At 59.9% G+C, this 19,692-nt stretch carries 17 protein-coding genes; 6 read left to right on the top strand and 11 right to left on the bottom strand.

Annotated elements, in window-relative coordinates; genetic code table 11:
- The first annotated feature begins 1 nt into the window (after position 1).
- Together VL003_RS04080 and VL003_RS04075 are read left to right on the top strand one after the other, a co-directional pair.
- Positions 2–2,062 carry a M3 family metallopeptidase gene (locus VL003_RS04080; RefSeq protein WP_325439838.1) on the top strand — a complete coding sequence of 687 codons (2,061 nt, stop codon included), beginning with the start codon at positions 2–4 and terminating at the stop codon, positions 2,060–2,062.
- Positions 2,063–2,149: 87 nt separating this feature from the next.
- A complete protein-coding gene (locus VL003_RS04075) occupies positions 2,150–2,827 on the top strand; it encodes an SCO family protein (RefSeq protein WP_325439836.1) in 678 nt (225 codons plus the stop codon).
- A 7-nt stretch (positions 2,828–2,834) separates the two neighbouring features.
- Here the strand turns inward: VL003_RS04075 and VL003_RS04070 are convergent, their stop codons facing one another.
- From VL003_RS04070 to xth, 11 genes are all read right to left on the bottom strand, one after another.
- Positions 2,835–4,217, bottom strand: a complete 1,383-nt coding sequence (locus tag VL003_RS04070; protein ID WP_325439834.1) for a dihydrolipoyl dehydrogenase — start codon at positions 4,215–4,217, stop codon at positions 2,835–2,837.
- A 54-nt stretch (positions 4,218–4,271) separates the two neighbouring features.
- Positions 4,272–4,847, bottom strand: a complete 576-nt coding sequence (locus VL003_RS04065) for a nitroreductase family protein (protein ID WP_325439832.1) — start codon at positions 4,845–4,847, stop codon at positions 4,272–4,274.
- A gap of 55 nt (positions 4,848–4,902) precedes the next feature.
- The gene (pdxJ, locus tag VL003_RS04060) at positions 4,903–5,628 is read right to left on the bottom strand and encodes a pyridoxine 5'-phosphate synthase (protein ID WP_325439830.1); all 726 of its coding nucleotides are present in this window, start codon (positions 5,626–5,628) and stop codon (positions 4,903–4,905) included.
- Positions 5,629–5,637: 9 nt separating this feature from the next.
- Positions 5,638–7,122 carry an efflux transporter outer membrane subunit gene (locus tag VL003_RS04055; protein ID WP_325439827.1) on the bottom strand — a complete coding sequence of 495 codons (1,485 nt, stop codon included), beginning with the start codon at positions 7,120–7,122 and terminating at the stop codon, positions 5,638–5,640.
- A complete protein-coding gene (locus tag VL003_RS04050) occupies positions 7,119–10,319 on the bottom strand; it encodes an efflux RND transporter permease subunit (RefSeq protein WP_325439825.1) in 3,201 nt (1,066 codons plus the stop codon). Before VL003_RS04050 ends, VL003_RS04055 begins: the two co-directional genes overlap by 4 nt.
- 77 nt (positions 10,320–10,396) lie before the next feature.
- Entirely contained in the window at positions 10,397–11,680 is a 1,284-nt protein-coding gene (locus tag VL003_RS04045) for an efflux RND transporter periplasmic adaptor subunit (RefSeq protein ID WP_325439823.1), read from the bottom strand.
- Positions 11,681–11,908: 228 nt separating this feature from the next.
- Positions 11,909–12,703, bottom strand: coding sequence for an ABC transporter ATP-binding protein (locus VL003_RS04040; protein WP_325439821.1), 795 nt, complete (start codon positions 12,701–12,703; stop codon positions 11,909–11,911).
- Positions 12,704–12,739: 36 nt separating this feature from the next.
- Positions 12,740–13,636: an ABC transporter permease gene (locus tag VL003_RS04035; protein ID WP_325439819.1), complete on the bottom strand. Its 897-nt coding sequence runs from the start codon at positions 13,634–13,636 to the stop codon at positions 12,740–12,742.
- Positions 13,637–13,641: 5 nt separating this feature from the next.
- Positions 13,642–14,547: an ABC transporter substrate-binding protein gene (locus VL003_RS04030; RefSeq protein ID WP_325439852.1), complete on the bottom strand. Its 906-nt coding sequence runs from the start codon at positions 14,545–14,547 to the stop codon at positions 13,642–13,644.
- Positions 14,548–14,663: 116 nt separating this feature from the next.
- Positions 14,664–15,428, bottom strand: coding sequence for a class I SAM-dependent methyltransferase (locus tag VL003_RS04025; protein WP_325439817.1), 765 nt, complete (start codon positions 15,426–15,428; stop codon positions 14,664–14,666).
- A complete protein-coding gene (gene xth, locus VL003_RS04020; protein WP_325439815.1) occupies positions 15,425–16,210 on the bottom strand; it encodes an exodeoxyribonuclease III in 786 nt (261 codons plus the stop codon). The genes VL003_RS04025 and xth overlap by 4 nt, the downstream gene beginning before the upstream one ends.
- 185 nt (positions 16,211–16,395) lie before the next feature.
- Between xth and VL003_RS04015 the strand changes: the two genes are divergently transcribed.
- The 4 genes from VL003_RS04015 to VL003_RS04000 form a co-directional block, all read left to right on the top strand.
- Positions 16,396–16,719, top strand: a complete 324-nt coding sequence (locus tag VL003_RS04015; protein WP_325439813.1) for a hypothetical protein — start codon at positions 16,396–16,398, stop codon at positions 16,717–16,719.
- A gap of 98 nt (positions 16,720–16,817) precedes the next feature.
- On the top strand, positions 16,818–17,453 hold the full coding sequence (gene gmk, locus VL003_RS04010) for a guanylate kinase (RefSeq protein WP_325439811.1): 636 nt from the start codon (positions 16,818–16,820) through the stop codon (positions 17,451–17,453).
- 32 nt (positions 17,454–17,485) lie between these two features.
- The gene (gene rpoZ, locus VL003_RS04005; RefSeq protein WP_325439809.1) at positions 17,486–17,692 is read left to right on the top strand and encodes a DNA-directed RNA polymerase subunit omega; all 207 of its coding nucleotides are present in this window, start codon (positions 17,486–17,488) and stop codon (positions 17,690–17,692) included.
- Positions 17,693–17,709: 17 nt separating this feature from the next.
- Positions 17,710–19,692 (top strand): RelA/SpoT family protein (locus VL003_RS04000; protein WP_325439807.1); only part of this gene is annotated, 1,983 nt, incomplete at its 3' end.

Below are 19,692 nucleotides of genomic sequence, written 5' to 3'. Positions count from 1 at the left end.
CATGACACAGAACCCGCTATTAGTACCCATAGACGAACTCGTCGACTACGCCGCCATTGAACCCGCCCACATCGAACCGGCCATCAGCGCTCTTATCTACAAGGCGCGCGACGCCGTTGATCGCGCCGCCGACCCGGCCCTGCCCCCTACATGGCAGGAGCTGGTCGACCCGCTCGACGACGAGACCGAACCACTATGGCGTGCCTGGTCGATAGCGGGCCATCTGAACGCCGTTGTCGATACGCCGCCTTTGCGCGAAGCGTACAACCTGTGTCTGCCCAAGGTCACCGAATTCTCTACCTGGATCGGTCTGCATAAGGGTTTGTATTCGCAATACAAGCGCCTGCATGAAAGCGCTGAATTTTCCAGTTTGCCACCGGTACGGCAACGCATTGTCGAACTGGCCCTGCGCAACTTCCGTCTTGGCGGCGTCGAACTAGAAGGCGAGGCGCGAGCGCAATATGCGCAAATTTCCGAACAACAGGCGCAGGCATCACAGAAGTTTTCCGAAAACGTGCTCGACTCCATGGACAAATGGTCGCTGCACATTGAACAAGCCGAGCGGCTTGATGGTTTGCCCGAAGACGTGCGCGCCGCTGCCGCCACCCGCGCCCGCGAAGCGGGGCTGCAAGGCTGGCTGCTTAACCTGAAAATGCCCTGCTATTTGCCGGTGATGCAGTACGCACGTGACCGCGCCCTGCGCGAGACCCTATACCGCGCCTACGGCACGCTGGCCTCTGAACACGGCGAAAGCAGCCTCGATAATTCGCCGCTCATCGAGCAACTGCTGGGCTTGCGCGCGCGCGAAGCCCAATTGCTGGGCTACACCGACTTTGCCCAGCTTCGTCTGCAAACCCGCATGGCTGAATCGGCCGACCAGGTGCTGAGCTTTCTGCGCACCCTGGCCGCCAAGGCCAAGCCGCACGCCCAACGCGACCTGGCCCAATTGCGCGAGTTTGCGCAAACCGAGCACGGCATCACCGAGCTACAACCCTGGGACCTCCCGTTTTATTCCGAACGCCTGCGCGAAGCGCGCTACGACTATTCGGCCGACGAAGTCAAACAGTACTTCACTGAACCGCGCGTGCTTGACGGCCTTTTTGATGTCGCCAAGAAACTGTTCGACGTTACCATGCGCCCTGCGGCTGTGTCGGCCTGGCATCCGGATGTCAAAGCGTTTGAAGTCGTTTCAGACGAAGGCGTGATCGGCCATTTGCTTATCGATCTATACGCCCGCCAGGGAAAACAGGGCGGCGCCTGGGTCGACAGCGAACGCAACCGGCGCCGCATTGGTGCCCATTTGCAGCGTCCGATTGTCTACTTGACCTGCAACTTCACACCGCCGCAAGGTGACAAACCCGCCCTTCTCACTCACGACGACGTCATTACACTGTTCCACGAAAGCGGGCATGCCCTGCATGCCTTGCTGTCGCGTGTCGACGACCCCGGCGCTTCGGCTTTTGCCAGCGTCGAATGGGACGCCATCGAACTGCCCTCGCAGTTCATGGAGAACTTCTGCTGGGAATGGCCGGTGGTGCAGGCCTTATCGTCTCATGTGGAAACCGGCAAGCCTTTGCCGCGCGAGCTGTACGACAAACTGCTGGCCGCGCGCAACTTCCAAAGCGGCATGCAAATGGTGCGCCAGATCGAGTTTTCATTATTCGACATGGCCATTCACAATCAGGCCGCGGGCTTGTCGATCACGCAGGTGCTGCAAACCCTTGACCAGATTCGCCGCGAAGTAGCCGTGGTGTTTCCACCCGACTGGCATCGCTTTCCGCATAACTTCTCGCATCTTTTTGCCGGGGGCTACGGGGCGGGATACTACAGCTATAAATGGGCCGAAGTGCTGTCTGCCGACGCCTACGCCGCCTTCGAAGAAGCCGCCCGCCTCGAACCGGAACATGGAACCTTGCACGCCGCCACGGGCAAGCGTTTTAGAGACGAGGTTCTTGCCGTGGGGGGCGCCCGCCCTGCAGCCGAATCGTTCCGCGCCTTCAGAGGCCGCGACGCCTCTCTGGAGGCCCTGTTGCGCCACAACGGCATCACCGAAACTGCCTGACCCGCGTCGGCTGATTGCCGTTTGATCAAACTCAAACACGTAGCGACAAGCCCGGCCGCGGCTTGCCCCACCGCTTATAATCTGCTCATGCGATTCAAATACACCGCCCGCAGGCTGAACATACACACCACCGCCGCACTCGCTCTTGCAGCGCTTGCGGTCGGTTTCTCGGTGCCGGCAACGGCTTCGACTCCTGTTCGGCTGCCAGTCGATCCAAGTGCGCAGACCTCGCCCGATCAGGCCGGCGCCACAACCTCGATTCATCGTATACGCGGCTTCCTGCCCGACCTGCGTTTTTCGCTTGAGGGCGCGCAAGGCAACACCGTTACCGAAAAGGCACTGGAGGGCAAGGTGGTGCTGCTGTTCTTCGGTTACGCCAGTTGCCCCGACATCTGCCCGACCACCATGGCGCAGCTTTCGCAAGTGGTCGAAAACCTGGGCGCCCAGGCCGACAAGGTGCAAATTGTGTTTATCAGTGTTGACCCGCACCGCGACACGCCCGAGATCCTTCACGCTTACGTCAGTGCGTTCAACGATCACGCCATTGGGCTTACCGGCAGCGAAAGACAAGTGGCCGACGTGGCTCGCCGCTACCGGGTTGCTTATCAGATTGAAGCGCCCACCAGCAACGACCCCGACAATTACGAAGTAACCCATGCGCGCGGCATCTATATTTTTGATCAGAAAGGCCGTGCCCGCTTCCTGGCGTCTGATTCCGAATCGATCGACTCGCTGACCGCCAGCGTGCAAGAGCTACTTGGCTAGCATCGGTTCACACCTGCTTGGCAGCATCGCGTAAAGCCCTTCTTACGCCCTCTTCGATAACCGGGTGATAAAAAGGCATGTCCAGCATCTGAGCGACGGTGAGTTTGGCTTGAATGGCCCAGGCCAGCAGATGGCCGATATGCTCGGCCGCGGGCCCCACCATTTCGGCGCCCAGGAACAGGCCGCTGCCCGGCTGTGCATACACACGCAGCTTGCCCCGGTTCTTTAACATAATGCGCGAGCGCCCCTGGTTTTCGAAGTCGACCTTGCCCACAATTACGTCGCCGGGAAGATCTTTAAAAGCCAGCCCCGCATGAGTAATTTGCGGGTCGGTAAATACGATGGATAGCGGCGTACGACGGATTCGTGGCTTGATTTCGGGGAAATTGGCGGCGTTGGTTCCGGCAAGATAACCGTCGTCGGACGCTTCGTGCAACAACGGCACCAGACCGTTGGCATCGCCCGCCACAAAAATGGGCGCACCTTTTACCTGTAGTGTAGACGCATCAAGCGCAGGCCGCCCTTTGCCGTCAAGCCGGGCCGATGTGTTCTCAAGACCCAGGCCGTGCACATTGGCCGGCCGCCCCGCCGCCATCAATACATAGTCGAAGCGTGCAACGGTCTCTTCGCCTTCTTTGGAAACAAAGCGCGCCTCGACCTGGTTCCCATGGCGCACCACCCGGCGCACCTCGGTGTTGAGCCGCAAATCGAAATCCGCCTGAAATGCGGCCAGTGCATTGGCCTTGACCACCGGGTCGCTGATGCCTCCCAGACTCTCGCCACGACCCAGGACGCAAACCTCTACGCCCAGCCTGGACAGCGCTTGACCCATTTCAAGGCCGACCGGGCCGGTACCCACCACCAGAACCCGCTGGGGCAGCGCGTCCCAGGAAAAAACATCGTCATTGACGACCAGGCGCTCGCCAAGCTGTTTGTACATGTCGGGAACAAACGGCGACGACCCGGTGGCAATGACCGTGCATTTGGCCTTGAGCTGCGCGTTGTCGCCCACCTGCAGCATCTGGTCGGACAGAAACCGCGCTTGCCCGCGCAGCTTGTCGGTGGCGGGCATGGCATTGATGGATTCAAGCACGAAGCCGACGAAGCGGTCTCGTTCGCGTTTGACTCGCTCCATGACCTGGCGCGAATCGACTCGAACGGAGCCCTGGATACGCACGCCGAATGGCGCCGCGCGCCGCACGGCGTCGGCCGCCTCTGCCGCCGCAATAAGCAATTTGGAGGGCATGCAGCCGACCCGGGCGCACATCGTTCCGTAAGGGCCGCCCTCGATCAGGACCGCGCGGCGCCCGGCCTTTTGTACGGCGCGGTAAGCGGTCATGCCCGCCGTACCCGCGCCAATAATCGCTACATCGGTTTCGAAGGTGTTCATGAGAGCTCCTTGGCAAGTACGGACCAGCCCCGGCAACTCTACATTACTTGCTGCTTACCGGCCAGTCCACTCGGTGACGAACTCGCGGTAGTCGGGGCGCTGAGGCGGATCGGACAGAGCAATGGGCGTGCCGACGGCCAAATAACCCATAAACCGGTACTCAAGCGGGTCAAAGCCAAGCGCCTCGGTCACCTCTTCTACGTAGGTACCCAGGCCGGTGCTCCAGTAAGCGCCAAAGCCCAGCATGTGGGCAGCGTTAAGCATATTGGTTACCGCAGCGCCGGTGGCGAGCATGCGCTCGTCCTCGGGAATCTTGGTGTTCTGGGTGTCCATGCGGCAGGCCAGCGCAATAAGCAGCGGCACCTTTTTAAGCCATTCGCGTGTGGAAGCTTCTTTTTGGGTGGTCAATGGCAAACCGGCGCGCTTGATGGCACCAAGGGCGAGTTCGCCCAATTGCACAACCGCTTCGCCGCGAATCAACTTGAAACGCCAGGGACGCAACTGGCCGTGATCGGGCGCCGACATGGCGGCTCGCAGGATCTGACCCAGTTGGTCTTCGTTGGGGCCGGGTGCCTGCACAAACTTGACTGAACGTCGGCTGAACAAATAATCGATAGGCGCAACAGACATCACCATTCCTTATAAAAAAAACCTGGGCTCGGCAGCGCCAAGCCACGCAGACAAATCAAACAGGAGCGGCCGCCGCGACCATCAGGGCCTTCATGTCGCGCACGGCTTTTTCAAGCCCGTCAAAGACGGCCTGTGCAATGATGGCGTGGCCGATGTTCAGCTCTGCGATGCCGGGCAAGGCAGCCACCGCACTGACGTTTTCGTAGTGCAAGCCATGGCCGGCATTGACCCGCAAGCCCAGCCCCACCCCCTGTGCGGCCGCCAGGCCGACGCGCTTGAGTTCAGCCTGGGCGGCATGGGCCGCCGCTTCGGCATAGGCACCGGTGTGAAGCTCGATGACGGTGGCACCCGCACGGGCGGCCGCATCGATTTGAGCCGGGTCCGGGTCGATGAACAAAGAAACCCGAATGCCGGCGTCGTGCAATTGATTGACCGCATCACGTACGCTCTCAAAATGGCCGATGACATCAAGCCCGCCTTCGGTGGTGAGCTCTTCGCGCCTTTCGGGCACCAGGCACACATCGTGGGGCTTGACCTTGCAGGCCAGAGCCAGCATTTCGGCTGTGACCGCGCACTCGAGATTCATGCGGGTACGCAATTTGACTCGAATGGCCGAGACATCGGCGTCTTGTATATGACGCCTGTCTTCGCGCAGATGCAAGGTGATCAGATCGGCGCCGGCCTCTTCGGCCAGCACTGCCGCACGCACCGGATCAGGGTAAGAGGTACGCCGTTGTTGTCGTAACGTAGCAACGTGATCGATATTGACGCCTAGTTCCATTTTTTAACTCTATAGATCTTCAGCCGCGCCTGCGGCCGGAGTGGCCCCGGCATCGGTGATGAAGCTGGTGGATTCGACCCAGCCGCCGCCCAAGGCCTTGTACAGCGCCACGCGGTTAAGCAAAGCACCGTAGCCCGTTTGCAGGAACTGGCGCTGCGCCGAATACAGCCCCACTTCAGCCGACTGCACTTGCAAGAAACTGTCGATGCCTTCTTGATAACGAAGTTTTGCAATTTCAAGGGTTTGCGCGGTTGAGTCTTCGAGGGCGCGCAAGGCGTCGAGCTGGCTGGCAAAAGTGGCTTCGCCCGCCAGAGCATCGGCAACCTCGCGGAAGGCGAGCTGGATGGTTTTTTCGTACTGCGCCACGGCAATGTTCTTGCGGGCTTCGGCCAGATCAAGGTTACCGCTGACCCCGCCCGAGAACAAGGGTATGGTCAGTTGAGGCGAGTAGGTCCAGAAGCGATTGCTCGAGCCGAACAAGCCGCCCAATTGCGGGCTGGCAAAGCCCAGCAGCCCGGTAATGGAAATATTGGGGAAGAACGCCGCGCGCGCCGCGCCGATGTTGGCGTTGGCGCCCATCAGAGAATGCTCCGCCCCAATAATGTCGGGTCGGCGGGTAAGTAGATCGGACGGCAGGCCCACGGGTATGGAAGCCAGCAACTGGTCTTTGCCAAATACGGCCGCTTTGGGCAGATCGGCCGGCGGCTGTTGCCCAAGCAGCAGCAACAAGGCATTTTGCGCCTGTGCTTCAAGTCGGGTCAGTTCGGCAATGTCAGCGCGAATGGTCTCCAGTTGCCCCCGAGCCTGGTTCAGGTCAAGGGCACCCGCCACACCTGCGTCGAAGCGGCGCTGAACAATGTCGAATGTACCTTCGCGCGAGGCCAGCGTTTTACGCGCCAGGTCCAGCTGCAGCTCGGTGGAGCGCAAGGTGAAGTAAGCCTCGGCCACCTGGGCGACCAGGCTGATGTGCACCGTGCGTCGCGCTTGCTGAGTGGCCAGGTACTGCTGGAACGCGGCTTCGGTCAGGTTCCGGACACGCCCGAAAAAGTCGAGTTCAAACGCCGTAATGCCCACGCCCGCTTGGTACACCCGGCTGACGCTGGGCGCATCGGCGCCCCCCATGCGCAACCCCTCGGGGTTGCGGGTGATCTGGCCCGTGCCACCGGCCCCGAAGGTGGGCAGGCGCTCGCTTTGCTGTATGCCGTACTGCGCACGCGCTTCTTCGATACGCTGGACAGCAATGCGAAGGTCGCGATTATTGACCAACGCAACGTCGATCAAGGCCAGCAGCTGTGGATCACGGAAAAACTGCCGCCAGCCCAGGTCGGCTGACGCCGAAACGGGATGCTGCGCGGCGCTTGATTCGCCGTAAGACGGATACTGTCCGGGTACCGGCGCGTCGGGGCGCTGGTACTTGGGTGCCAGGGAACAACCCGCCAATACCAACGCGGTCAGCGTCGGTAAGGCGGCGATACGAAAAACGCGTCGACTCATGCTTGACCCCCGTCCTTGGAAGAACCGGGCTCCGATTGATTGTCATCGATATGGTGGTGCACCGAGGTAAGCGGTGCCATGTGCGGGTTGGTCAGTTTGGGCTTGGTCTTGAACAGACCCATGATCACCACGAAGAATGTAGGCACGAAAATCATGGCCAAAGGCGTGGCAGCCAGCATGCCGCCCAAGACCCCCAGACCCACAGCGTTCTGGCTGGCCGAGCTTGCGCCGGTTGCCAACGCCAACGGCACCACGCCCATGATGAAGGCGAACGAGGTCATGAGAATCGGCCGGAAACGCAAGCGGGCGGCCTCAACGGTTGAATCAATGAGGTTGGCGCCCATGGCGTAACTGTCTTTGGCGAACTCGACGATAAGAATGGCGTTCTTGGCTGCCAACCCGATGACCGTGACCATGCCCACCTGAAAGTACACGTCGTTAGGCATGCCCAGCGCTGAAATCAGCCCCACGGCGCCCAACATGCCCAGCGGCACCATCAGCATGACCGACAGCGGAATGGCCCAGCTTTCGTACAAGGCGGCCAGCACCATGAACACCACCAGCATGGCCAGCGAAAGCAGAATGATCGACTGTGCGCCGGCCTGCTTCTCTTGGTAAGAAAGGCCCGTCCACTCGTAGCCGAAACCGTTGGGCAACTGAGCGACCATGGCCTCCATTTCGGCCATGGCTTCGCCGGTGGAATACCCAGGCGCGGCGGAACCGCCGATGCGAATCGACTCATAGCTGTTGTATCGCACCACCTGCACAGGGCCTTGAGTCCAGCTTGCCGTCACGAAAGACGACAGTGGAACCGACCCGCCCTGGGCATTGCGGGCCGTCAGCTTCATAAGGTCTTCCGGAGTCATGCGGTGATTCTGATCGGCCTGAACCCAGACGTTCTGCATCCAGCCCATGTTGGGAAACTTGCCCACATAAGACGAACCCACCGCCGTGGCGATAAGCGCCGAGGCTTCAGAAAAATCGACGCCCAATGCCGCGGCCTTCTGGCGATCGATCTTGACGCTAAGCTGAGGTCCGGGCCCAAGCCCGGTAACACGGGTGTCGACCAGTTTTGGATTCTGCATGGCCAGTTGCAACAGTTGCTGCGTAGCGGCTTGCAAGGCGTCATGGCCCAACGAGCCACGATCCTGCAAGCGCATATCGAAGCCCGAAGCGTTGCCCAGCGACGAAATTGCCGGCGGCACAATGGCAAACACCATGGAGTCAGGCAGACCGAAAAGCAGGTTCTGGTTGGCTTTGTCCGCCACCGCCTGGGCCGAGTTTTCGTGTCCCTTGCGTTCTGAAAAATCCTTGAGCGGTACGAATGCAATGGCGGCGTTCAGACCGCTGCCATTGAAGCTGAACCCTTGCACCGAAATAACGTTCTCGGTCTGTGGCTGCTTGAAGAAATATTGCTCGACCTTGCGGATGGTTTCTTGCGTGCGGTTGCTGGTCGAGCCCGATGGCAGCTCGATGTTGACAATCGCGTAGCCCTGGTCTTCTTGAGGCAGGAACGAAGTAGGCATGCGAAAGTACAAGAAACCCAGCACGACGACAAGCAACAGATAAATCAGCATGATGCGCCCGGTGCGCTTCAGGCTCTTGCCTACCCAGCCTTCGTAGCGTTGCGTGACGCGGTCAAACTTGCGATTGAACCAGCCGAAAAAGCCGCGCTTTTGCTGGTGCTGCCCCTTGGGGATGGGTTTGAGTATGGTTGCGCACAAGGCGGGCGTAAAAGTAAGCGCCAAAAAACCCGAGAACAAGATGGACACCGCCATGGCGATTGAGAACTGGCGATAAATGACACCCACCGAGCCGCTCATGAAGGCCAGCGGGAAAAACACCGTTGCCAGCACCAGCGTCATGCCCACCACGGCGCCGCTGATCTGAGGCATGGCCTTCTTGGTCGCCTCTTTGGGCGGCAAGCCGTCTTCGACCATGATCCGCTCGACGTTCTCGACCACCACAATGGCATCGTCGACCAAAATACCAATGGCCAGCACCATGGCAAACATGGTCAGCACGTTAATCGAGAAACCTGCCGCCAGCATCACTGACAGCGCCCCCATGATGGCAATGGGCACCACCAGCGCAGGGATCAGGGTGTAGCGCACGTTCTGCAAGAACAGGAACATCACCAGGAACACCAGCAACATCGCCTCGCCCAAGGTGTGAATCACCTGCTCGATCGAGGTTTCGACGTAGGGCGTGGTGTCATAGGGAATCGAGTACGTGACGTTGTCGGGGAAGAACTTGGAAAGTTCTTCCATGCTTGCCTTGACGCCTTCAGCTGTGGTCAGCGCGTTGGCATTGGGGGTAAGCGATATGGCAAAAGCGGCCGTGGGCTTGCCATTGAGCCAGGCGCCGAACTGATAGGTGTCGGAGCCCACCTCGACCCGCGCAACGTCCTTGATGCGCACCGAAGAACCATCAACGTTGGAGCGCAACACAATGTTCTCGAAGTCGGCAACGCTGCTAAGCTCGCCGTTGACCAGTATGGGCGCCGACACCCGCTGGTCTTCCGGATTGGGTGGCGAGCCCAGAATACCCGCTGAGATCAGCGCGTTCTGGCTGGCCACGGCGGCATTGACCTGCGCCATGCTTAGGTTGTAGCCCGTGAGTTTGTCGGGGTCGACCCACACCCGCATGGCCCGGGGCGCCGCAAACAGCTGGAACTTGCCCACACCCGGCACACGCGAGATCGTGTTTTGCACGTTGCGGGTAATGTAGTCGGCCAGGGCGGTCTGATCCATGGAGCCGTCGGTGGACGACATGCTGAGCACCATCAGGAAGTTCGGGTTGCTCTGCTCTACCTTCAAACCCTGCTGCATGACCGCTGCAGGCAGGCTTGCGCTGACGTTCGAGATCCGGTTCTGCACATCAACCTGCGCCAGGTCGGGGTCGGTACCGGGGGCGAAGGTGGCGGTAATTTCGGCGCGGCCGTACGAGTCGCTGATCGATTCGTAATACAGCAAACCCTTGGCGCCGTTAAGCTCATTCTCGATAATACTGGCCACCGACTGGGCCACGTCTTTGGCCGAGGCGCCGGGATAAGTGGCATTGATGGTGATCGAAGGCGGCGCGACTTCCGGATACTGCGATACCGGCATATTGGGTATGGCCAACAAACCGGCAAGCGTAATGGCCAGGGCCACCACCCAGGCGAAAATCGGTCTTTCAATGAAAAACTGTGGCATGTGTGCTCACTTTAAAAGCATTGATTCGGCGGGCATTCGAATGCCCGCACAGTCAGTTCCTGTGGGCAGGGAATGGCTCACGAGCCAGAGGCAGGGGCCTGGTTTGGACCCTGGGGAGCCTGCCCTTCCTGACCGGCCGCCTTGTCGCCCTGAGCTTGTCCGGGCCGGCCATTGCCGCCCTGACCGGCAGCGGGGCCGCCTGGCTGGCCCGACTGGCCTTGATTCCAGGGCATGGCGTGTACCGGCGCGCCGGGACGAATCTTCTGGAAGCCCTCGACCACGACGACGTCGCCCGCAGACAGGCCCGAAGTGATCAGCCACTTGCCGTCAATGGCCGGCCCCGTTGTGACCGGTGCGCTGACCACCTTGCCGTCTTTGACGACCATGAGCGCGCCTTGGCCGTCGGCCGTACGCTGCAAGGCCTGCTGCGGAACCAGCAACGCCTTTTGATCGACCCCCTGGGCAAGACGAACACGCACATACATGCCCGGCAACAGGATCTCGTCGGGGTTGGACACCTCGGCGCGCATGGTGACCTGCCCGGTGGTCGGGTCTACCGACACCCCGGAAAACAGCAATTTGCCTGGGTGCTCGTACTCGCTTCCGTCTTCAAGAATGACAATCGCCTTGGCAGCGTCTTCACCGACACGCTCCAACGTACCGTCTGCCATGGCCCTACGCAATTGAGCCAGGTCGGATGTGGGGCGAGTGACGTCGACGTAGACCCGATCGAGTTGCTGAACGGTGGCCATTTGGGTGGCGCTGGTGCCGCTGACCAGAGCCCCTTCGGTAACCATTGCCTGCCCGATGCGCCCGTCAATCGGCGAAGTGACCTTGGTGTAGCCCAGATTGATGTCGGCCGCCTGCAAGGCGGCCTTGCCCGCTGCAATGGCGGCTTCGGCCTGGGCGGCGGCCGCCATGGCATTGTCGTACTCTTGGCGGCTGACGGCGTTGGCATCGATCAGCTTGGAATAGCGCCTTGCAAGCGTGCGCGCAGCCTGCGCATCAGCCTGCGCCTGCTTGAGCTGGGCATCGGCCTGAGCACGAACCGCCTCGTAGGGAGCGGGGTCGATGGTAAACAAAAGTTCGCCTGCCTTGACGTCGCTGCCCTGTGTGAAGTTGATCTGTTCCACAATGCCGGTTACCCGTGCCCGAATCTGTGCATCTTTTATCGCGTCTACGCGCCCCGGCAGTTCGGTAAGAATCTCGGTGCGGGCGGGCTCGACGGTAATAACACTGACCGGAACCTGCATGCCGCCTTGCTGTCCCTGAGGCTCTTTGCCACAAGCCGCAAGCAATAAAAATGAGGACAACACTGCGATCCGGGCTTGTCGCCCCGTAGGCAGACGAGTAATGCGCATTAATGGCTCCTGATAGGCATGCTTGGCCGAAGCAACGCTGTCGCGCCGGCAATATGTAGTTGGCACTGTAATTATTGGTAATTGCTGAGTATAGAACGAAAGTGGGTCTCATTTAATGACGGAAACCGTTCCGGCCCTTTGCTTTCAACAATTTTTAACCCAGGCCGCGCGAGGCGGGCCCGTGAGCCGAGGCAAGCCGTTTGCATGCGCCGGGGCGATGGGTCGCCGTCACCCCAACAGCAGGCTGTCGTCGGAAATTGCCTCGCCGCGTACACGCTCGAACATTTCAAGCAAATGGGGTACGTCGAGCTTCTTGCGTGCGTCACCTTCAACATCGAGCACGATTCGGCCCTGATGCAGCATGATGGTGCGATCGCCAATGTCAAGCGCCTGACGCATGCTGTGCGTGACCATCAAGGTGGTCAGTTGCCGCTCGGCCACAATGCGCCGGGTAATATCCAGCACAAATGCGGCAATTCTGGGGTCAAGGGCGGCCGTGTGTTCATCGAGCAGCAAAATGCGCGAAGGCCGCAACGTGGCCATTAACAAACTTACCGCCTGGCGCTGCCCGCCCGAAAGCAAGCCGATGCGGTCTTGCAGGCGGCCCTCAAGACCCAGCCCCAGCTTGGCCAGGCGCTGTCGAAACTCGTCGCGCATGTTGCGCCCGATTGCAGGACGCAAACCGCGCCGGCCCCCGCGCCCCGCCCCAAGCGCCAGGTTTTCTTCTATGGTCAGGTCTTCGCAAGTACCCAGCAATGGGTCTTGAAACACCCGTGCCACCATACCCGCACGCTCCCAGACGGGCATGCGCCGCAGCTCGGTACCGTCGATCGTGATGGAACCCTGATCAAGCAGGGCCTCGCCCGATATGGCGTTAAGCAGGGTCGACTTGCCCGCCCCGTTTGAACCAATCACGGTGACGAACTGGCCGGTAGGGATATCAAGGGACAGGCCGCGCAAAGCGGGGGTTTCGATAGGGGTGCCCGCATTGAACGTGATGTGTAGGTCGTGCGCCTTAAGCATGGTGGCTTTCCCATGGGCGATGAGCGGTTTGCATACTCACGGCTTTACCCCCCGACTTTTACGCAGCTTCTGGCGCAACAATGGAACCACCAGAAAAATGGTCACCAGCACGGCAGTAATCAGGTTGAGGTCTTGCGCCTGCAGACCGATGAAATCGGCATTAAGCGCCAAAGCAACGAAGATTCGATACAGCACAGCCCCCAGAACCGCAGCCGCAGTCATAATGACCAGCTTGCGCGAGCTGAACAGGCTTTCGCCCACAATAACCGCCGCCAGGCCGATGACAATCGTGCCTATGCCCATGGATATATCGGAAACGCCCTGCGACTGGGCGAACAACGCCCCGCCCAGTGCGCACAGCGCGTTGGATAGCGCCAGGCCGATCAAGACCATGGCGCCGGTGGCCACACCCTGAGCCCGTGCCATGCGGGGATTGGAGCCGGTTGCGCGCAGCGCCAGCCCCGAGCGCGTACCCAAATACCAGTCAAGCACAAACTTGACCACCGCTACCAGAATCAGCACCAGTATCGGCCGCAGAATATAGTCGGGAAGCGTCTCGGACATGAACGGGGCAAAGACAGTGGGCTCGGTGATCAGCGGCACGTTGGGGCGACCCATGATGCGCAGATTGATCGAGTACAGCGCGATCATCATCAGGATGCTCGCCAGCAGATCCATGATCTTCAGCCGCACGTTCAGCCAGCCGGTAATGGCGCCCGCCGCTGCGCCGGCCAATGTCGCTACCAAGGTGGCCGAAAAGGGCTCCCAGCCGGACACGATCAGCGTGGCGGCCACGGCTGCCCCCAGTGGAAAACTGCCGTCTACCGTCAGGTCGGGAAAGCGCAAGATGCGAAACGAGATCAACACCCCAACCGCAACCAACCCGTAGATAAGCCCCACTTCGATCGCACCCCAGAGCGCATACCAGGTCATGGGGCCTACTCAATAACGACAGCAGCCGAGTCGAGCAGCTGACTGGAAAGCGTGACACCCTGCTTGCGCGCTGCCGCAGGGTTGACGTGCAAGGCAAGCTTGTCACTGGTTTCAGAAGGAATGTCGCCGGGCTTTTCGCCGTTGAGTATGCGCACGACAATTCGACCGGCCTGGCGACCGATTTCGTAATAATCAAGGCCCAGCGCCGCGATGGCGCCGCGTGAAACGCTGGCGGTGTCGGAGGCCACCAGGGGAATGCGCGCGTCGTTGCCCACCTTGACCAAAGTCTCGTAGGCCGACACCACGTTGTTGTCGGTGCTGGTGTAGATGACATCGACTTTACCCACCAGGCTGCGTGCTGCCGCCCCGACATCCACGGTGCGGGGCGCGCCCGCCTCGACCAAAGACATGCCCATGGTGGGCAGAAGCTCGCGCAGTTGCTCGACGACCGACACCGAGTTGGCTTCCCCCGGGTTGTAGACCATGCCGACCTTGCGCGCATCGGGCACCACCTGCTTGATGATTTCCAGCTGACGCGCAAGTTCGAGGCGGTCGGACACTCCGGTCACGTTCGTTCCTGACGCTTCGAGAGTGGGCACAAGCTGCGCCGCAACCGGGTCGGTGACTGCGGCATACACGACCGGTATGGTCTTGGTGGCGGCCACGACGGCCTGAGCCGAAGGCGTGGCAATGGCGACGATTACGTCGGGCTTGTCACCAACGAATTTGCGTGCAATTTGAGTGGCGATGGCCGTATTGCCCTGCGCCGTCTGAAACTGCCATTTCAGACCCTTTTGCTCTGTGTGTCCGGCCTCGGCCAGGGCGTCTTTGACCCCATCGCGAAGCGTATCAAGCGCAGGGTGCTCGACGATGCTGGTCACCGCCACAGACTGGGCCTTTGCAGCCCCCATGGTGGACAAACACAAGGCAGCGGCACAAAAAAAGGCTTGAGCAAATGGCGTCCACTTCATGAATAACCTCTTTATCGATCTTTTCTCAAACTTTACATCAGCCTGCTTTCAGCGTGCTAGCTGATCGGGCGCAATTGCTGAAGCAAGAACCTGGCCCATCGCGTGGCGGGCAGCCCGAATTTCTTTTCGACAAGCTCGGCGCGATCCAGCAAGGCACCCGTGGTGATGTCGAGCAATGGCCCCCGAAACGCCATTATGACGCGGTTTCCGGCATCGATTTCGGGCAGTTCCAGGACAGGGCCCTTGAACGCAGCACGAATGTTCGCCATGTTGCGCGGAAAACTTTCGTGGTTGCCGAACAGGTTGACCGTCATGACGCCGCCTTCAGGCGACAGCGCACGGTAGCAACCCTGGTAAAACTCCAGGGACTCCCGCACCGGCCCTTGCGCCTGGGCGTCGTACAGGTCGACCATCAGCGCCGCATACCGGCCGATATTGTGCGGTTTGTCGAGCCACACTTGGGCGTCCACGTGATCAATGTACGAACGTTCGTTTGACGGCAGCCGGAAATACGCCTGGCACATGGCGGTGACCGCCGGATTCCACTCGGCGGTTTCAATGCCGACGGTCGTATGTTTTAAGGTAAATCGCAGCAGCGACCCTGCGCCCAGGCCCAGAATACCGACGGAATGATGCTTTTTAGGCTCGATAAACAGCAGCCAGGCCATCATTTGCTGGGTATAGGCAAGCACCAGCTCCGAGGGCTTGCGCACCCGCATGGCGCCCTGCACCCATTCGGTGCCAAAATGCAAATACCGTATGCCACCCGCTTCGGACATGGTCGGCTCTTCGTCCGACCAATACTCATCGTAGGAGCTCATGCCGAAAAATCAAACGTGGCCACAACCGGGGCGTGATCTGAAGGCTGTTCGTTGCGGCGCGGTTCTTTATCGATAAAGCAGCCAGTGCAATAGGGTCGTAAAGCGTCGGAAATCAGCACGTGGTCGATGCGCAGGCCGGCATTGCGCCGAAACGCAAAGCGTCGGTAGTCCCACCAACTGAACGAGTTTTCTTCTTGATCGAACATACGGAACGCATCGGTCAGGCCAAGATCGATCAAGGCCTGCAAGGCGGCGCGCTCGGGCGCAGATACCAGTACGTCGCCCTCCCATTTGGCGGGATCGTGCACGTCTTCGTCTTTTGGCGCAACGTTATAGTCGCCCAGTACGGCCATGCGCGGGAAACGCTTCAGTTCTTCGTCCAGCCAGTTTCGCAAGGCCGCAAACCAGGCCAGTTTGTATTGATACTTGTCGCTTTCCAATGACTGCCCGTTGGGGCAATAAGCGCTGATCACGCGAATATCGCCGATGGGGCTGGGCAAGGTCGTGGCAATGATGCGCTGCTGGTGGTCGTCGAAACCGGGAATATTGCACTGTTCGTCGGCACCCGACGTCTTTGAAATCACTGCGACGCCGTTGTAGGTTTTTTGCCCCGCCCAGCAGGCCTGATAGCCCATCTCGGTAAAGGCATCAAGCGGAAACTTGTCTTGATCCAGCTTGAGCTCTTGCAGGCACAGCGCATCAACCGGGTTGGCCTGTAGCCAGTCAATAACCTGCGGAAGGCGCACTTTCAAAGAGTTGACGTTCCAGGTGGCAAATTTCATAGATAACTCAAAAAAAACAGATAAACCCGCCGGCGAGGCGCGAAGGCCAATGAGCGTATCACGTAGCACGGGTTTCGATCCAATCCACCTCACCGACCTGCTAACATCATGCTTTAGGCCGATTTTTTGTGTCGCAGCGTGTTTGTGCTGCGGCTGGCGTCGGCCACGCACTGATCACTACATTCATGAAAGCCTTTAGCCGCATTACCCAAGCGCTCGAACACGGCGTCGTGCTCGATGTAACCATCGAAGAGCTCAACTGCAGCGCCTACGTGGTGATCAGCCCCCCCGACCTCGAGCTTGTGTCGCAGATCGTACCCGCGGCGCGGTTCGAGCAAGAGGGCGACGTGCACGTCACTGCCGTCGAGTCGCCCGACCAGGCGCCGCAGCAGGTCGAAGACCTGGCCTTCAATATGAATATCGGCGACACGGCGGTATTTTTATGCCAGGACACCGCCGCCTACGAGGCCACCCTGGAAGAACTCGGCCAAACCCCAACCCAGCACTAGCCACCGGCACGTTCAATCGGTTCTTTGAAGCTCCCTTGCGTTGATCTGAACACGCTGAATCTGCTAAGCTTTTTGTCTTTTTTCAAGTCTACTTTGCCATGTCGCTTTATTCCGGCAACATCTTCATGGTCGTGGCCCCCAGCGGGGCCGGAAAATCCAGCCTGGTCAATGCCTTGCTGGAACAAGATCGCGACGTGACCTTGTCTATTTCGTGCACCACCCGTGCGCCTCGCAACGGCGAGAATCACAATCAGCACTATCGATTTGTCAGCGTCGAGCAGTTCGAGGCCCTGCGCGACAACAACGGCCTGCTCGAATGGGCCGAAGTTCATGGCAACTATTACGGCACCCCGCGCGACGGCATCGAAAACTGCATCGAGGCCGGACGCGACGTTTTGCTTGAAATCGACTGGCAGGGTGCGCGCCAGATACGGCGCCATTTCCCGCAGGCAGTGGGCATTTTCATCTTGCCCCCATCGATCGAGGCATTGGAGTCACGCCTGCGTGGCCGCGGCCAGGATGCACCCCATGTGATCGCCCAACGGCTACTGGCTGCGGGCAGCGAAATGGCGCATGCCTCGGAATGCCAATATGTTATTATTAATCAAGAATTTAGCGTGGCTCTAGCCCAGTTGGCACAAATTGTTTCAGCCACCCGGCTGCGCTATGCCACCCAAGCCGCCCGCAACGCCGAACTTTTCAGTCAGTTGGGCATCAGTAAAACACTCGTCTGACCCCTAGTTTTCATTTTCTTCACAGGATCCATATGGCTCGCATCACCGTCGAAGACTGTCTCGAGAAAATCGATAATCGCTTCGATCTTACTCTGGCGGCTACTTATCGCGCTCGCGAACTGGCCCAAGGCCACGAAGCTCGCATCGACCCCGACAAAGACAAACCCACTGTCATCGCACTGCGCGAAATCGCCGCCGGCCTGACCGGCCTCGAAATGCTCCGCAAGGTTCCAACCTAAAGTCTTCGGGCGGGTGTATGGCGTTTTCAACTCTTCGTGGTGCCTCGTCGGGGCTGTTGGCGGTATTTAAACGCACACGGCTGCGCAAGCGCCGCAAGGCAAAAAGCCAACCCGCCCTGCCCTTGGGCACCGACGCCACACCCAACCCCATTGCCTCGCTGGCGCCGCTGACCAAAATAATCAGCCAGTACCTCGACCCAAAAGATGTCGAGCGTGTCAAAGAGGCCTACCGGTTCTCTGATCAAGCCCATCTGGGGCAATTCCGCGCCAGCGGCGAGCCCTATATTTCGCACCCTATCGCCGTTACCGAAATTTGCGCGGGCTGGAAGCTTGACGCCGACTCGTTGATGGCGGCGCTATTGCACGACGTCATCGAAGACCAAGACGTTTCCAAAGCTGAACTGGCCGAACGGTTCGGGCCTGATGTGGCCGAAATCGTCGACGGCGTCTCCAAGCTTGAGCGCCTCGAGTTCGCCACCAAGGCCGAACAGCAGGCCGAAAGCTTTCGCAAGATGCTGCTGGCCATGGCGCGCGACGTGCGCGTCATACTGATCAAACTGGCCGACCGCCTGCACAATATGCGCACATTGGGGGCCATGGCCCCCGAAAAACGCCGACGCATCGCTCGCGAAACGCTGGACATCTATTCGCCGATCGCCCACCGGCTGGGGCTAAACGCCCTGTTTCGCGAGCTTCAAGATCTTTGCTTTCAAGCCATACACCCCAACCGCTACCGTGTGCTGCACAAAGCCATGATGGCCGCCCGGGGCAACCGGCGCGAAGTGCTAAGCAAAATTACCGAAGCCGTAAAGGTGGCGCTGCCGGCCGCCGGCATCGAGGCCGAGGTCAGCGGCCGCGAAAAATCGCTTTACAGCATTTACACCAAAATGATCGAGCAAAAAAAAACGTTCTCGGACGTACTCGACATTTACGGTTTTCGGGTCATTGTCCATACCCTGCCTGAATGCTATCTGGCTTTGGGCACGCTGCATCAAATGTACCGGCCCGTACCGGGTAAATTCAAAGACTACATCGCCATTCCCAAGATCAATGGCTACCAGTCGCTGCACACCACCCTGGTGGGCCCTTACGGCACACCCGTTGAGTTCCAGTTTCGCACGCGCGACATGGACCACGTCGCCGAAGAAGGCGTTGCCTCGCACTGGCTGTACAAAGACGACGGCACCTCGCTGAACAATCTGCAAAAGCGCACTCATCAGTGGCTGCAGTCGTTGCTCGATATTCAAAGCCAAACCGGCGATTCAGGCGAATTTTTGGAACACGTCAAGGTCGACCTGTTCCCCGATGCGGTGTATGTGTTCACGCCACAGGGCAAAATCCTTTCGCTGCCTCGCGGGGCCACGCCGGTCGATTTTGCCTACGCCATTCATACCGATGTCGGCAACCACGCCATCGCCTCCAAGATCAACGGCGAATACTCGCCGTTGCGCACCGAGCTAAAAAGCGGCGACTCGGTCGAGATCGTCACCTCGCCCTCGTCTCGGCCCAGCGCGCAATGGCTCAACTACGTGCGCACCGGCCGCGCGCGCTCCGAAATTCGCCATTACCTGCGCACGGTCAAATACGAAGAATCCGTGGCTTTCGGGCAGCGCCTGCTTAACCAGGCCTTCGAGCAACTGAACATGCCCGAGCCCGCCACCGACGACCCCGAGTGGGAAAAGCTTGCCAAAGGCTCGGGCGCCAGTTCCCGCGAAGAAATCCTGGCCGACATCGGCCTGGGCAAGCGCTTGGCTGCAGTGGTTGCACGCCGTTTCGCACCCGAAAACCCCATACTGGCCACCACGGCGGCGTCCATCGACGACCTTACCGTCAAGACCAGCGCGCCCATACTCATTCATGGCAACGAGGGCCAAGCCGTGCAGCTGGCGCCCTGCTGCGGGCCCTTGCCCGGCGACGCCATCATCGGCGGCATCCGGCAAGGGCACGGGCTGGTCGTGCACATGGAAGAATGCGCGGTGGCCCAACGGCAACGGGCGCGC

This window comes from Pusillimonas sp. (assembly GCF_035515275.1).
Classification (GTDB): Bacteria; Pseudomonadota; Gammaproteobacteria; order Burkholderiales; family Burkholderiaceae_B; genus Pusillimonas.
Note: the sequence above shows the minus strand (reverse complement) of the source record. Positions and strands in the feature narration are given on the sequence as shown.